This is a genomic window from Niveispirillum sp., from assembly GCF_017996735.1.
GTDB lineage: Bacteria > Pseudomonadota > Alphaproteobacteria > Azospirillales > Azospirillaceae > Niveispirillum.
Window position 1 is genome coordinate 1 of sequence record NZ_JAGOGJ010000153.1, and the last position, 14,571, is coordinate 14,571.

Below are 14,571 nucleotides of genomic sequence, written 5' to 3' on the forward strand. Positions count from 1 at the left end.
TTCGGCGCCATCAACGCCGGAGGCGTAACCGCCGGCACCATCCGGCGCCAGGGCCAGCGCCTTGGGGCCCTGTAGCTTGCCATACATGGCGATGGCTTCCTGGCCCACGCCCGACAGATTGGTGATACCCTTTTCCGGCGTGGCGGCATGGGCCAGCATCGGGAAGGCGACGATAGCAGCGGTAGTGGCCAGCACGAACTTGATCTTCGACATGATATCCCTCCGTGGATGTCGTGCCATCCGGTTCCGGGTGGCTTCACGGGGAGAACAAGCGGGCCGGGCACAGGTTCCCAACCCGCTGCGCAAGTCACGAAATGACCTTGTTTTGGCCGGATTCCGCGGGTCTTGCCATCATGACGCCATCAATCGGCACGCTTGATCCAGGTCAGCTCATGCTTGTTTTGACAGAGATGGACCAGCGTCGATCCGGGGATGGCGGCAAAGGCCCTCGCCGTCTCATGGTCCGTCTCCCCCTGGAATTTCAGGGTGCAGATATAGTTGCGGACCAGACCCGACTCCAGCCAGCCCTGGATCATCCGATACAGGCGGGACGGGTAACAGATGACGTCACAGGCCAGCCAGTCCACGGGGCCGATATCCGACGGCTTGAGGCCGAACGCACTTTCCCGGCGTTCACTGACACCCGGCAGCGCGGCAATGCGGGGGTCCAGCGGCGCCTTGTCCACCGCCACCACGCTGGCCCCGCAACTCTGCATCACCCAGGTCCAGCCACCCGGACAGGCACCCAGGTCGATGCATCGTTCCCCCGGCTGGGGAACATGGCCGATCCGGGTAAACGCCTCCCACAGTTTCAGATAGGCGCGGTTGGGGGGAGTGACCTTGTCTTCGATGAACTCGATCTCACCATTGCGGAACGGGCTGGAACAATGCGCCGCCGCCAGGATCGTGTTTTCGTTCAGCAGCGTCCAGGACCCCAGCGGGGCAGCCGGCGGTGGCGTGAAGAAGGTCAGGGGCTTGGCCGAGACATGGGGCAGGTTGTCCTGGATCAGTTGCGCCCGGCGGTGATGCTGGAACCCGTACAGCGCCCAGTTGCGCTGAATGGCGCGCAGGGCCTTTGCCCCCTGCTTGATCGACTGTATGGGGATCAGGACGGGATCGTACCAGACATTCTGCGCCCATGCGGCCGGACGCGGCGGGCCATCGGCCAGCACCAGACGACCATGGACCGAGCGTACATCGCCCAGTTCGACCAGCAGATGGTCCAGGAATTCCTCAGCCGCCAGATAAGCGGTGGCGCCCAGCGGCGTGGCCGCCGGGACCGTCACGTCGTCCATGCCCATGGCAGGTCGTCCCCTTGCAGAAAAGCCGAGGCACAGAACACGGCACGGGCGGGCGCGTCAAGGCGGTCGGGGCCAGGGCATGACCGCCCCCGCCCCGCCGGGCACGACCGACAACATGATCGGGCGGATCAGGCCAGCAAGTCACCGGAGGCGATGACGGCCTGTGTACGGTTACGCACGCCCAGACTGCGCATGACGGCCGTCACATGGATCTTCACCGTGCCTTCCGACAGGCCCAGTTCATAGGCGATCTGCTTGTTCGACTTGCCTTCACGCAGGCACCGAAGCACATCGCGCTGCCGCTGTGTCAGGGTGGGGGCACCCGCTGCCGACCCGCCGCCACCGGCGGCATGGCCAACCGTCCCCCCCACACCCGGACCATCCCCCAGGATCGCCGCCGGCGGCACATAGATGCCCCCGGAGAAGATAAGGTTGAGCGCCGACAGCATGATCTTCACGGAGGAGGATTTGGGAATGTAGCCCGAGGCACCGGCATCAAGCGCGGCGCGCACGTCCGATTGTGATTCGGATGCGGAAACGATGACGACGGGGGTGCCGGCCTGCGCCTCGCAAATCTCCTGGACGCCGGAGAATCCGGGGAAACCGGGCATCTGGAGATCGAGAAGGACAAGATCGAAATCCTGGCCGTCACGGGCCAGTTCCCGCACCTCGTCGAATGTCCCCGCTTCCACGAAACCGGCCTGATCATCCAATTGGGTCAGTAGGCGGCAAAGTCCCTCACGGAACAGCAGATGGTCGTCACCAATCAGGATTTTCATCAGTCGATCCCAGCCCGGTTATCATACAGCCATCCGCTCCACGTCGCCCCACGCGGAACAGAGATACGGCCCCCAGTGTCGCCATCTTATGAACAGCATCACGACCTTATTAAATCAAAATCCGGGGGCTGTCTGTGACAAGTGTCGCTTTCATTCCACATCGACGGCACAAATGACGATGCAGGATGGTTATCGATACCGTCAAGCCCCGACCGCGCCCGTTCGCGGCTTCCTTGCGGGACGGGCGCCGGACGTGGCACAACAGACAAAAGCGTCCCCGGCGGACGCGCGGAACAGACGATCATGGCTGTCAATACAGGGATCAAGATGCCCCAGAAAGTGCGCAAGGCCGTGTTTCCGGTCGCGGGTCTCGGCACCCGTTTCCTTCCGGCCACCAAGGCCATTCCAAAGGAGATGCTGCCGCTGGCCGACCGCCCGCTGATCCAGCATGCCGTTGACGAGGCCAAGGCCGCCGGCATCGACCAGTTCTGCTTTGTCACCAGCCGCGGCAAAAGCCCGCTGGAGGACCATTTCGACCTGAATTACGAGTTGAACGAGACCCTGCGCCGTCGCGGCAAGGCCGATCTGCTGAAGATCGTGGAGGATATCCAGATCGAGTCGGGGTACCTCTCCTATGTACGACAGGCACAGCCACTGGGTCTGGGCCATGCCGTCTGGTGCGCGCGCGAATTCGTGGGCAACGAACCGTTCGCCGTGCTGCTGCCGGACGAACAGGTGCTGGGCGACAAGCCGTGCCTGGCTCAGATGATGGACGCCTATGAACAGGTCGGCGGCAACCTTCTGTCGGTATTCGAGGTTCCGCGCGAGCAGACCAACAAGTACGGCATCCTGGATATCGGCTCCGAAGACGGCAAGCTGGTCGCCGTGAAGGGCCTGGTGGAAAAGCCGGACCCGGCGGTGGCACCGTCCAACCTGTCGATCCAGGGCCGCTATATCCTGCAACCCGAAGTGTTCAAGCACCTGTCGGTATTCGAAAAGGGCGCGGGCGGCGAAATCCAGCTTACCGACGCGATGGCCAAGCTGATCGGACAGCAGCCCTTCCACGGATTCAAGTTCGAGGGTCAGCGGTTCGACTGCGGCGACAAGCTGGGCTTTGTCCTGGCAAACGTCGCCTATGCGCTGGACCGCCCGGACATGGCGGAAAAGGTGCGCGCAGCCTTGAAGGAAATGCTCTGATATCAGTGCCGATGAATTCTGACCCATCGGAATTTATCGGCTTCGGCGGTATGGGCCGCGGCCGCGCCCGTCGGCGCGGATACCAACCCGCCTTGATCGTGAGCGATCCCGGCGGGTTTCAGTTCACTTCAGTGTCGGGCTGACGGCAACAGGGCAGGAAGGGGGCGGCTGGTCCGCCCCCTTTTCTTTTGACCCCGCTGATGCCAGCCAGACGTTGTATTCCAACGAACATAACGATAGGCTGATCCCCGACCGTTCCTTCACCGCCGGGTGCCCCCATGGCCTTTCCCCTTCTTTCCCGCCTTCTGATCGCAACATCGCTGCTGCTGGCGCCGGCGGCGGCCGCGCGGGACGCCACCGTTTACGCCGCCGCCAGCCTGAAGACGGCGCTGGACGAGGTGCTGAAGGCCTATAAGGAGCAAAGCGGCAACAATGCCAGCGCGGCCTATGCCGCCAGTTCGGCGCTGGCCAAGCAGATCGAGGCCGGGGCACCCGCCGACATCTTCATTTCCGCCGATCAGGACTGGATGGATTATCTGGCCAAGGCCGGGCTGATCCAGGATGCCAGCCGTGTCACGTTCCTGGGCAACCAGTTGGTGATTGTGGTCGAACGGTCGAAGGCACGGCGTCTGACCGTCGATGGCAACCTGGACCTGGACGCCCTTCTGGGCGACAAACGGCTGGCCGTGGGCGATGTGAACGCCGTCCCGGCGGGACGCTATGCCAAGGCGGCGCTGACCAAACTCGGCCTCTGGGACAAGGTGGCCAACAGGCTGGCCCCGGCCGAAAATGTACGGGCTGCCCTGGCCCTGGTGGCCCGCGGAGAGGTGGCGGCGGGCATTGTCTATGCCACCGATGCGCGCGTGGAGCCGGGCGTGGCCATCGTCGGCGTCTTCCCCGCCGACAGCCACCCGGCGATCGAGTATCCTGTGGCCCTGGTCAAGGGGGCGGATGCCACCGCGGCCGACCCGCTGCTGGCCTTCATCCTGTCGGAGGAAGGGCGCCGGCATTTCGTCAACCAGGGCTTCACGGTACTGAAGAAGTAATGGGTTCGTTCACCCCGGAGGAAATCACGGCCATCTGGCTGTCCGTGAAGGTCGCCTGCTGGGCGACCGCCGTCAGTCTGGTGCCGGGCATCCTGGTCGCCTGGCTGCTGGCGCGCCGGTCCTTTCCGGGCCGCATCCTGCTGGATGGGCTGGTCCATCTGCCGCTGGTCCTGCCACCGGTGGTCACGGGCTATATCCTGCTTCTGCTGTTCGGGCGCAATGGGCCGGTCGGGCGCATTCTGGCGGATATGGGCATCGTCCTGGCCTTCAATTGGACGGGCGCCGTGCTGGCCTGTTCGGTGATGGCCTTTCCGTTGCTGGTCCGGGCCATCCGCCTGTCGATGGAGGCGGTGGATACGCGGCTGGAGGGGGCGGCGGCCGGCCTGGGCGCCCCGCCCTGGGCCGTTTTCCTGACCGTCACCCTGCCCCTGTCCCTGCCCGGCATCCTGTCAGGGGCCATCCTGTGCTTCGCAAAGGCACTGGGGGAGTTCGGGGCCACCATCACCTTCGTGGCCGCCATTCCGGGCGTAACCCAGACGCTGCCGGCGGCCATCTATGGCCTGACCCAGGTGCCGGGCGGTGATGCGGCAGCCCTGCGTCTGACAATGGTGGCCGCCTTCATCGCCATCGTCGCCCTGACGGCCAGCGAGTTGCTGGCCCGGCGCGTGCGCCGGCGCGTGGAGGGACGGGATGCTTGATCTGTCGCTGACCCATCGCGTCGGCCAATTCACCCTGTCCGCCTTTTTGTCGATCGGCCCCGGTGTCACCACCATTACCGGCCCGTCAGGGGCCGGCAAGTCGACATTGCTGTCCCTTATCGCCGGCCTGTCGCGACCGACGCAGGGACGCATCCTGCTGAACGGGCAAATTCTGGTCGATACGGAAACGAAACAGTTCCTGGCCCCGCATCGCCGCCATGTCGGGCACGTGTTCCAGGAGGCCCGGTTGTTCCCGCATCTGAATGTGCGGCACAATCTTCTTTATGGCCGGCTGTTCGGTGGCAGGGGCCGGCCGGGTCCCGCGCTGGACATGATTGTCGATCTGCTGGACATCGCACCGCTGCTGCACCGGCGCCCGCGCGACCTTTCAGGCGGGGAGCGGCAGCGGGTGGCCATTGGCCGCGCCCTGCTGTCAAACCCGTCGCTGCTGCTGCTGGACGAACCGCTGTCGGCGCTGGATAGCGGGCGGCGGGCGGAACTGCTGCCTTATCTGCGCCGCCTGCGCGACGGTACCGGCCTGCCCATGCTGTATGTCACCCATCAGCGACAGGAGGTGGCGGATCTGGCCACCGGCTGGGTCCGGGTGGAGGAGGGAACGGTCCGGGTGGATCAGTAACCGCTGGTCACCCTTGTTTCCGGTCCCTGTCCCAGCACACCCAGCAACGTATCCAGCAGACCCGAGGCGCCGAACCGGAAGGTGGATGGCGATACCCAGCCGGGCCCGCAGACCGCGTCCGCCAATGCCAGATACTGGGCCGCCGTCTCCACATCGCGGATGCCCCCCGACGCCTTGAACCCCAGGGGACGGCCGGCATCGCGGCAGACGGTCAGCATGATGCGCGCCGCCCCCAGTGTCGCACCGGCCGGTACCTTGCCAGTGGAGGTTTTCAGGAAATCGGCGCCGGCCGAAGCGGCCACACGGGCCGCGCGCTCGATCAGTGCCGGTTTGGCCAGGGCGCCGCTTTCCAGGATCACCTTCATCGTGCTGTTCCCGCACGCCGCGCGGCAGGCCGCCAGATGATCGGCGGCCCGCTGATCCCCGCCCAGACCGGCCATGATGGCGGCATAGGGCATGACCACGTCGATCTCATCCGCGCCATCGGCCAAGGCCCGGCCGATCTGGTCCACCACCTTTTCCGCCGGCAGCGACCCGCCCGGAAAATTCACCACCGTCGCGACCTTCACCGCGCTGTCCGACAGTATCCGTTTCGCCTGCGAAACAAAGGAGGGCCAGAGGCAGACAGCCGCGACCGGACCGGCGGGCGTCACCGCCCGGGCACACAGGGCCGCCGTGCTGGCCTCGTCATCCGCGTCGTTCAGGCTGGTCAGGTCCAGCAATGGCAAGGCCCGATGGGCAATTGCAACAAGGTTCATTTCGGTACCGGTCTTATCAAAAGCCAAGATTGTCGGGGCCAAAGCTGAAAGGCAGCAGTTCGGCCAGCGTGAAGGTCCGGCGATGCCCGCCCGCATCATGGACATGGATCGGCGTGTCGGCGGCGGCGAATTCGCGGATACGCTGGCGACAGCCGCCACAGGGCGTGCAGAGCAGCCCGGACCCGGCGTCCCCGCCCACCACCACGATCTCCAAGATATGCCGGTCGCCCGATGCCACCATCAGGCCGATGGCCGTAGCCTCGGCGCATTGCCCCTGCGGATAGGCGGCATTCTCGACATTGCAGCCGGCATGGATACGGCCGCTTTCCGACCGGATCGCCGCCCCCACCTTGAACCCCGAATAGGGGGAGTGCGAATGGGCGCGAACGGCCAGGGCGGCGGCGAAAAGATCGGGGGCGGGGCTGGTCATGGCAACCTGATGGTCTGACGATTGGAAAACAACATAGGCGGTCCGGTGCCGCCGTTCCATACATGAACGAACCTCATCACGCCGTGCGCCTTTCTGCCCATCGGAACACTTGGCAAGGGCGCATCGCTGCCTGAACATGCCGGACAAACAAGACGGAACGGAGCAAGCCATGGTCGCCACCATCCTGGTACCGCCCATCATGGAAATCGGGGCCGGCGCTGTTCAGCGCCTTGGGGCGGTGCTGGCCCGGCTGGGCGTGCGGCGGCCGCTGCTGGTCACCGACCCGTTCATGCGCGATGCCGGCCATGCCGACCGGCTGCTGGCGCCGCTGCGGGCGGCGGGGATTGATGCGGGCCTGTTTGCCGACACGGTCCCCGACCCGACGACGGACGTGATCGGGGTGGGGACGGCCCTGCTGCGGGACGGGGGTTATGACGGGATGGTGGCGCTGGGCGGCGGATCGCCCATCGACACGGCCAAGGCCATGGCGGTATTGGCCGCCAATGGCGGACAGATGCGTGATTACAAGGTTCCCAATCCCATCCCGACGCCCGGTATGCCCGTCGTAGCGGTGCCCACCACGGCCGGCACCGGATCAGAGGTGACACGCTTCACCGTCATCACCGACACGCAAACGGACGAGAAGATGCTGATCGCCGGGCCGGGTCTGGTACCGGCCGCCGCCATCATCGACTTTGAACTGACCCTGTCCTGCCCGCCGCGACTGACCGCCGATACCGGGATCGACGCCCTGACCCACGCCATCGAGGCCTATGTCAGCGTCAAGGCCAGCCCCTTCACCGATGCCATGGCCATCGCCGCCATGGGGCGCATCGCGCCCTGGATCCGGGAAGCCTGCGCCGACCCGTCCAGCCGCCCGGCGCGGGAGAACATGATGCTGGGGGCGACGCTGGCCGGCATCGCCTTTTCCAACGCCTCCGTGGCGCTGGTGCATGGGATGAGCCGGCCCATCGGCGCCTTTTTCCATGTGCCGCACGGCCTGTCGAACGCCATGTTGCTGCCCGCCGTCACGGCATGGTCGCTGCCGGGCGCCATCACCCGCTACGCCGATTGCGCCCGCGCCATCGGGGCCGCCGACCCCGGACAGGATGATGAGAGCGCCGCACAGGAGCTTGTCCAGGCTCTACGCCGGCTGAATGCCGACCTGAACGTGCCGACGCCGCAGGAATATGGCATCGACCCGGCCCGCTGGGAGGGGCTACTGGTGACCATGGCCGAACAGGCGCTGGCCTCTGGCAGCCCCGCCAACAATCCGCGCGTGCCGGGCGTGGCCGATATGGTGGCGCTTTATCGGGAAAGCTGGGGTTGAGGCCGGACCGTGGTCAGCCGACCCGTCGCAGGCGGGCCGCGAAGAACCCGTCCATGCCGCCGGCAGCGGCCAGATGGCCCGGCGTGCAGCGGACATAGCCGTCGGCGGTGATCAGTTCCGCCAGTCCCCCGACCTCTTCGGCCGTCACCGGCACCACCTGCATTTCCGGCCGGCGGTACAGCAGGTTGGTGATCTGGTTCTCGCCCTCTTCGGGTTGCAGCGAGCAGGTGCAATAGACCAGCGTGCCGCCGGGCTTCAGCATGTCGACGGCGCGGTAAAGCAGGCGGGACTGAATCCGGCCCAGCTTCTCCACATCCTCTTCCGATTTCAGCCGCGCCACGTCGGGATGACGGCGGATGGTACCAGTAGCCGAACAGGGGGCGTCCAGCAGGACGGCATCCACCGGCGCTTCCGGCCGCCATTCGGTGGCATCCGCCGTGACCGTGGTCACCTGCGCGCCAAAGCCCAGGCGGGCCATGTTCTGCGACAGGCGCAGCAGCCGCTTGTCCGACCGGTCCACGGCAATGACGCGGGCGCCGGATGCCGCCAGTTGCGCCGTCTTGCCGCCGGGGGCGGCACAAAGATCGATGGCATCACGGCCCGACAGATCGCCGAACAGACGGGCGGGGATGGCGGCGGCGGCGTCCTGCACCCACCATCCACCCTCGTCAAAGCCGGACAGTTCCGTCACCTGGCCACCGGCAGGGCGGCGCAGGCTGCCCATGGGCAATACCGTGGCTTCCAGCCGTTCGGCCCAGGCGGCGGCATCACCCTTGACCGTGATGTCCAGCGGCGCCTCGTCCAGATGCATCTCCACGATGGCGCGGGTCAGCGCGGTGCCATAAGTCTTGCGCCAGGACAGCCACAGCCAGTCAGGCGTGTTCAGACGGCCGGCATCCTGCTCGGCCAGGATTGCCACACGTTCCCGGTCCAGCCGGCGCAGCACGGCATTGATCAGGCCCTTATAGGGGTGCTGCTTGCGCGCCACCGCCAGTTCGACGGCGGTATCAACGGCGGCATGGGCCGGCGTGCCCAGGAACAGCAACTGCGCGGCGCCTAAGCGCAGGATGTCCTGCACCACGGCCTTCAACTGCTGGCCCTGCTTGTTCAGGCTGCCCTGGATGGCGGCATCGATCTGGCCCAGACGGCGCAGGGTCGTGGCCACCAGCATGCGCACAAAGGCGCGGTCGCGCGGCTCCAGCGTGCGCAGGGAACGGCTGGCATCCCACGCATCGTCGAAGGGCACGCGCTTGGCCAGCACGTTGAACAAAAGGTCAAGGGCAGCGCCGCGCGTGGCGAGTGCCGCATGGGCCGGGCTGGTGGTCGCGTCATTCATGGCGTGGGGGTGTACCCTGCCCCGCCCCGCTTGTCGAACGCCGAAGACGCAACTGTGCCCGCCATCCGATACTGGACTTGAGCGGCGATGCGCACCACATCTACGGGCCGAGCGTTATGCTGAAAGGAACAAACACATGGCAATCGAACGCGCCATCCTGGCCGGCGGCTGCTTCTGGGGCATGCAGGACCTCATCCGCAAGGTGCCGGGCGTGGTCGGCACCCGCGTCGGCTATACCGGCGGCGCCCTGGCCAACCCCACCTACAAGGATGTGAAGACCGGCCGCACCGGGCATGCGGAGGCCATCGAGATCAGTTTCGACAATGAGAAGCTGACCTATCGCCGGCTGCTGGAATTCTTCTTCCAGATCCATGACCCGACGACCATGAACCGTCAGGGCAACGATATCGGCAGCCAATATCGGTCCGCCATCTTTGTGGAAAACGCCGCCCAGGGCGAAACCGCCCGCCATGTGAAGGCGGAGGTGGACAGCAGCGGCCGCTGGCCCGGCAAGGTCGTGACGGAGATCACCGATGCCTGCCCCTTCTGGGAGGCGGAGGATTTCCATCAGGATTATCTGGAGCGCACACCCAATGGCTATACCTGTCACTGGGTCCGGCCGGATTGGGTTTTGACGGGGAGTTGATTTTTTTATCGGGGGATGGTGATCCATCCGTCATGGGGCCGCGTAGCAAGGATCAACAAAATCATTGCCACGCGGGAGAGTGACGGATGGCTTCAATCGACGATCCCCAGACGCAGCGCGCCAATCTGGCCTTCATCCGTTCGTCGATGAAGCAGCCGCTTCTGGCACGCGACCATGAACTGGATCTGGCCCGTCGCTGGCGCGAACAGGGCGATGAGAGGGCGCTTCACGAGTTGGTGCGGTCCTATACAAGGCTGGTGGTGGCCACGGCCGCGCGCTTCCGTCATTACGGAATCCCGTCGGGCGACCTGATCCAGGAAGGCAATATCGGCCTGATGCAGGCCGCCGCCCGGTTCGAGCCGGAACGCGACGTGCGCTTTTCCACCTACGCCGCCTGGTGGATCCGGTCGGCCATTCAGGACCATATCCTGCGCAACTGGTCCATCGTGCGCACCGGCACCACGGCGGCCCAGAAATCCCTGTTCTTCAACCTGCGCCGCCTGCGCGCGAAGATCGCCGACAATCCCTCGGCAGAAAACATGTCCGATGATGCCCGCCGTGCCGTGGCGCGCGAACTGGATATCGATCCGCGCGAGGTGGAGACGATGGAAATGCGGCTGGCCGCCTGTGACCAGTCGCTGAACGCGACCATGGCCATGGATGGCGAGGCCGAATGGCAGGATATCCTGCCCGACAGCCGCCCCAACCCCGAAGACATCGTCATCGGCATGCGCGACGGCAATATGCGCTCCCGCTGGCTGGCCGAGGCGCTGGGCGAACTCAGCCCCCGCGAACGCCGCATCATCGCCGAACGCCGCCTGCGCGATGAAGGGGCGACGCTGGAGGAGCTGGGCCGGGCCCTGGGCGTGTCCAAGGAGCGGGTCCGCCAGTTGGAGAACCGCGCCATGAGCAAGCTGCGCGCCAGCATGATGAAGCGCGTCAGCGATGGCCGGGACCTGTTGATGGAGATGTGACGTTTACCCGCCCTGCCCGCCATACCAAAGACCGATCCGTACCTCCCTGGCCCCGCTGTCGCGCAGATAGCCGGCCCAGAAATCATGGATGCGGTTTTCCACGGGGCGCGGCAGGGCCTTGCGTCCGGGATCATGGCCACGACCGAAGCCGAACATGTCGACCTGGACATCGCTGAGCGGCGCCAGCAACCGCTGGTCGGTGACGTTCTTCAGGTTCCGGGCGGGCTGCCCCTCCGACAGGGCCGTGTAGGACAGCACGTCGGAATGTTCCAGCAGGTCTGAAAAGACGATCAGCCGGTTCAGCCCCCGGCCCCGGTAGGTGCGCGCGACACTATCCAGCGTGCGCAGGATCTCCGATCGCGGATAGGCCTGCTTGTCCTTCAGCATGCCGACCAGCACCTGGGCCAGACGCCGGCGGAATTCCCGGTTCTCGGCCTTGGCGACCGTCGGCTTGCAACTGCTCATGATCCAGTCGGACAGGCCGCCGCCCTCCGGACAGCCGGGCACGCACTCCTCGAACATGCGGGCGGATGCGGCGGGATTGTCGGTGATGGTGTGGACCACCAGACGGTCGCCGACCTTCAATTCCCCCACAAACTTGTCCAGCCCGGCCACCAGGATATCCATATCCTGCTGGTCATAGGGTGTGGTGCGGTCGATCAGCAGGGCGACGGTGCCGGTTCCCAGCTTGCAGTAATCCTGCCGCGCGGCCAGGACGCCGGGCGCCCAGCCCAGCAGCAACAGCAACGCCAGGACCAGGCCACGCGCCCTCATCCGCGCACCGCCCGCTGCACCTGGGCGCTGATCTGCAGGGCGCTGGGCACCTCGCGCAGGCAGGCGGGCGTGCCGTCGGTACGGGCGCGCAGATTGCCGTTGCGGTAATTGATCAGACGGTTATGGCTGGTCATGCCCAGTTGCCGCAGGCTCTGTTCATAATCGGCGGCGGCGGCCTTGCGCCCGGCCTGGATCTCCGCGATCTCCTTCTCCAGCCGTTCGATCTGGCGGTTCAGGGCGGCGATCATGTCGTCATATTTGCGCGCGGCCTGGACCCGCTGCTTGTTGTAATCGGCTTCCCGCTTCGTCACGCGGGCGCGCGCCTTGTCGGCCTTGCGCGACAGGGGCTCATAATCGGGATGCGGATCGTGCCGAACAAAGGAGGCGACGACACCCACGGTCAGGATCACCAGATTGATGACCAGCAGGGTCCAGCCGGCCGAACCCAGTTCGGTACTGGTCACCTGCGCGGCCGTGGCGGTCAGGTCGCCCTGGCGCAGCAGGTCGGCGAAGGAGGTGCCGGCATCGGCTTCCAGCAGGGCCAGGAAATGCTGGCGCATGGCCGCGATGAAATAGACCAGCGCACCCGACAGCCCGGCCAGAACCAGGGCGCCGGCGTAATAGGACAGCCGCGCCCCCATGCGTTCATGCCGGTTCGCCTGTTTCAGCCACAGGCCGATGAAATGCGCGAACAGGGCCAGCACCCCGCCGATCACCAGCGAGATGAACAGCGACAGCAACGGCGTTTCCTGAAAAAAGAACTCGAACGCCATACGGTTGACCGGCACCTCGGCCAGGCAGACCAGCAGCATCAGGAACGGATAGGCCCAGACCAGCGACACGCGCAGCGGCCGCGCCAGTTCCGCCTCCAGCTTGCCCAGCGCCGCCACGGCCTCGGTCCGCCGTTCGACCAGATCGCGGAATTGCGGACTGTCGGGTCCCACCTTGTGCGACAGATCGTGCAGGGTACGCTGCCGTTCATCCTGCAGGCCCGTGCGGCGGTTGACCAACTCCTCGTCCCGTTCCTTCAGCTTCTGCTGCTCACCCTGTTCCAGTTCCGCCAGGTGCGACAGGCGGGCCTTTTCATAAGCGGCGAAATCGGCCGTGGCCTGGGCTAGGACCTGATCCTGCACCGGGTTCTGCGGCGCATCCAACGGGGGGAAATTCTTTTCCCCGTCACGCGCGCCCCGCGCCTCGTCGGCGCGGCGGTCGCTGTCTGTGTAGGTCAGATGCCGGCCGATATGCATGTCGGCCAGTTGCTTCACCCGGTTCGCCATCCCGCTCCCCCGAAGGTCGAGGCTCGCGCCTCAGATCAGGAGCCAGCTTTTCATGTCGATTGTGGGGCGGCAAGGGCCGGCCGTCGGGACAGGGGGCCATTTACGACGGCGAAGGAGAGACCTTCGGCCATGATTTAGGCGCAAATTAAGGGAACGATCACCTTTTCATCAATGTATCAATATCGCGATGCCCTTCGATGACGGCGATGATGCGCAGAACATCATCTTCATATCGGAAAAGAATGACATAGCCGCGATAGGCGAAGCTCCGGATACCGGGGCGGATATCATCGCGGGGCCGCCCGAGGGCACCCGGCAATTCGGCCAGCCGCCGGCATTGCCCCTTGAGGCGCTGAACAAAGCGCAAGGCTGGCTCACCGTCTCCCGCCCTTTCCGCCAGATAGGACAGAATATCGGCGAGGTCGCGTGCGGCGGCCTTGGTATAGGATAACCGGCGCACGCCCTACTGGCCAATGGTGCGCAATTGCGTGACCCGTTCAGCCAGGACTAGATCCACATCTTCATCCGAAAGGTCGCCCCCCTCCGCCAAGGAAGCATCCACGACGCAGCGCAGGTCGGCCAGCCGGGTTTCCCTTGATTTCAGCAGGGAGAGGCCGGCCGTCACGACGGCATCGGGGCTGTCGAACTCTCCGGATTCGACGGCATCCTTGATAAACCCCACCCAGGCTCCGGTTACAGATATCTGCATGATCCGCCTCCGTCGGGCATTTGCATGGCGGCTATCATAACAGTTCCAGCCCGTGGACCAAAGCGGCCCCAAGTCAGCAAAAAAGGGGGGGCCCGTTTCCAGGCCCCCCCCTTCATGTCCAAACCTCGACGGGCTGAAAATCAGCCGGCTTCGGCCTGCTTCTCGGCGCGCTTGCGGGCGTTGGGGTCCAGCAGCTTCTTGCGCAGACGGATCGACTTCGGCGTGACTTCCACCAGCTCGTCATCCTGAATGTAGGACAGGGCCTTTTCCAGGGCCATGCGGATGGGCGGCGTCAGGACGACGGCTTCATCCTTGCTGGTGGTGCGGATGTTGGTCAGCTTCTTGCCCTTCTGGACATTGACCTCAAGGTCATTGTCGCGGGTATGCTCACCCACGATCATGCCTTCATAGACCTTCCAGCCGGGCTCGATCATCATCGGGCCGCGATCTTCCAGGTTCCACAGGGCATAGGCCACGGCCTCGCCCTCGGCGTTGGAGATCAGCACGCCGTTGCGGCGGCCGGGGATCGGGCCCTTGTAGGGGGCGTAATCGTGGAACAGGCGGTTGATGACGCCGGTACCACGCGTGTCGGTCAGGAATTCACCCTGATAACCGATCAGGCCGCGCGAGGGGACGTGGAACACCAGACGGACCTTGCCGGCGCCCGACGGACGCATTT

17 protein-coding genes and 1 pseudogene are annotated in these 14,571 nt (G+C 65.4%); 7 read left to right on the plus strand and 11 right to left on the minus strand.

Annotated features, from left to right (window positions below; genetic code table 11):
- The 3 genes from KBA48_RS28435 to KBA48_RS28445 form a co-directional block, all read right to left on the minus strand.
- On the minus strand, positions 1-213 hold a 213-nt coding region (locus tag KBA48_RS28435), incomplete at its 3' end, for a hypothetical protein (protein WP_292912071.1).
- Positions 214-362: 149 nt separating this feature from the next.
- A complete protein-coding gene (locus KBA48_RS28440; protein ID WP_292912072.1) occupies positions 363-1,301 on the minus strand; it encodes an SAM-dependent methyltransferase in 939 nt (312 codons plus the stop codon).
- 128 nt (positions 1,302-1,429) lie between these two features.
- Positions 1,430-2,080 (minus strand): response regulator transcription factor, encoded by a 651-nt coding sequence (locus KBA48_RS28445; protein ID WP_292912073.1) that lies wholly within the window; start codon positions 2,078-2,080, stop codon positions 1,430-1,432.
- 327 nt (positions 2,081-2,407) lie between these two features.
- Here KBA48_RS28445 and galU point away from each other — a divergent pair, with 327 nt between their 5' ends.
- The 4 genes from galU (at position 2,408) to KBA48_RS28465 (ending at position 5,658) form a co-directional block, all read left to right on the plus strand.
- Positions 2,408-3,277: a UTP--glucose-1-phosphate uridylyltransferase GalU gene (gene galU / locus KBA48_RS28450; RefSeq protein WP_292912087.1), complete on the plus strand. Its 870-nt coding sequence runs from the start codon at positions 2,408-2,410 to the stop codon at positions 3,275-3,277.
- A gap of 278 nt (positions 3,278-3,555) precedes the next feature.
- Positions 3,556-4,323, plus strand: a complete 768-nt coding sequence (modA, locus tag KBA48_RS28455) for a molybdate ABC transporter substrate-binding protein (protein WP_292912074.1) — start codon at positions 3,556-3,558, stop codon at positions 4,321-4,323.
- Positions 4,323-5,021 (plus strand): molybdate ABC transporter permease subunit, encoded by a 699-nt coding sequence (gene modB, locus KBA48_RS28460; protein ID WP_292912075.1) that lies wholly within the window; start codon positions 4,323-4,325, stop codon positions 5,019-5,021. Before modA ends, modB begins: the two co-directional genes overlap by 1 nt.
- Positions 5,014-5,658, plus strand: coding sequence for an ATP-binding cassette domain-containing protein (locus tag KBA48_RS28465; protein ID WP_292912076.1), 645 nt, complete (start codon positions 5,014-5,016; stop codon positions 5,656-5,658). Before modB ends, KBA48_RS28465 begins: the two co-directional genes overlap by 8 nt.
- Here the strand turns inward: KBA48_RS28465 and deoC are convergent.
- Both deoC and cdd read right to left on the minus strand, forming a co-directional pair.
- A complete protein-coding gene (gene deoC, locus KBA48_RS28470; protein WP_292912077.1) occupies positions 5,652-6,416 on the minus strand; it encodes a deoxyribose-phosphate aldolase in 765 nt (254 codons plus the stop codon). The two genes, KBA48_RS28465 and deoC, sit on opposite strands and share 7 nt — an antisense overlap.
- A 16-nt stretch (positions 6,417-6,432) precedes the next feature.
- Complete coding sequence (gene cdd / locus KBA48_RS28475; RefSeq protein WP_292912078.1) at positions 6,433-6,906, minus strand: cytidine deaminase; 474 nt, start codon at positions 6,904-6,906, stop codon at positions 6,433-6,435.
- 109 nt (positions 6,907-7,015) lie between these two features.
- On the opposite strand from cdd, the gene KBA48_RS28480 reads away from it, so the two are divergent.
- A complete protein-coding gene (locus KBA48_RS28480; protein WP_292912079.1) occupies positions 7,016-8,176 on the plus strand; it encodes an iron-containing alcohol dehydrogenase in 1,161 nt (386 codons plus the stop codon).
- Positions 8,177-8,189: 13 nt separating this feature from the next.
- On the opposite strand, the gene KBA48_RS28485 is transcribed toward KBA48_RS28480, so the two are convergent.
- Complete coding sequence (locus KBA48_RS28485; protein WP_292912080.1) at positions 8,190-9,512, minus strand: RsmB/NOP family class I SAM-dependent RNA methyltransferase; 1,323 nt, start codon at positions 9,510-9,512, stop codon at positions 8,190-8,192.
- Positions 9,513-9,648: 136 nt separating this feature from the next.
- Between KBA48_RS28485 and msrA the strand changes: the two genes are divergently transcribed.
- Positions 9,649-10,158 carry a peptide-methionine (S)-S-oxide reductase MsrA gene (msrA, locus tag KBA48_RS28490; protein ID WP_292912081.1) on the plus strand — a complete coding sequence of 170 codons (510 nt, stop codon included), beginning with the start codon at positions 9,649-9,651 and terminating at the stop codon, positions 10,156-10,158.
- Positions 10,159-10,244: 86 nt separating this feature from the next.
- The gene (locus KBA48_RS28495; RefSeq protein WP_292912082.1) at positions 10,245-11,132 is read left to right on the plus strand and encodes an RNA polymerase factor sigma-32; all 888 of its coding nucleotides are present in this window, start codon (positions 10,245-10,247) and stop codon (positions 11,130-11,132) included.
- Positions 11,133-11,135: 3 nt separating this feature from the next.
- Here the strand turns inward: KBA48_RS28495 and KBA48_RS28500 are convergent, their stop codons facing one another.
- The 5 genes and pseudogenes from KBA48_RS28500 to KBA48_RS28520 all read right to left on the minus strand — a co-directional run.
- Positions 11,136-11,906 carry a hypothetical protein gene (locus KBA48_RS28500; protein WP_292912083.1) on the minus strand — a complete coding sequence of 257 codons (771 nt, stop codon included), beginning with the start codon at positions 11,904-11,906 and terminating at the stop codon, positions 11,136-11,138.
- Complete coding sequence (locus KBA48_RS28505) at positions 11,903-13,183, minus strand: hypothetical protein (protein ID WP_292912084.1); 1,281 nt, start codon at positions 13,181-13,183, stop codon at positions 11,903-11,905. Before KBA48_RS28505 ends, KBA48_RS28500 begins: the two co-directional genes overlap by 4 nt.
- Before the next feature lie 157 nt (positions 13,184-13,340).
- The gene (locus KBA48_RS33120) at positions 13,341-13,643 is read right to left on the minus strand and encodes a type II toxin-antitoxin system RelE/ParE family toxin (protein WP_367273888.1); all 303 of its coding nucleotides are present in this window, start codon (positions 13,641-13,643) and stop codon (positions 13,341-13,343) included.
- 3 nt (positions 13,644-13,646) lie between these two features.
- Positions 13,647-13,892, minus strand: a complete 246-nt coding sequence (locus tag KBA48_RS28515) for a type II toxin-antitoxin system ParD family antitoxin (RefSeq protein ID WP_292912086.1) — start codon at positions 13,890-13,892, stop codon at positions 13,647-13,649.
- A 140-nt stretch (positions 13,893-14,032) separates the two neighbouring features.
- Positions 14,033-14,571 (minus strand): annotated as a pseudogene (locus KBA48_RS28520) (translational GTPase TypA); the annotation flags it as partial.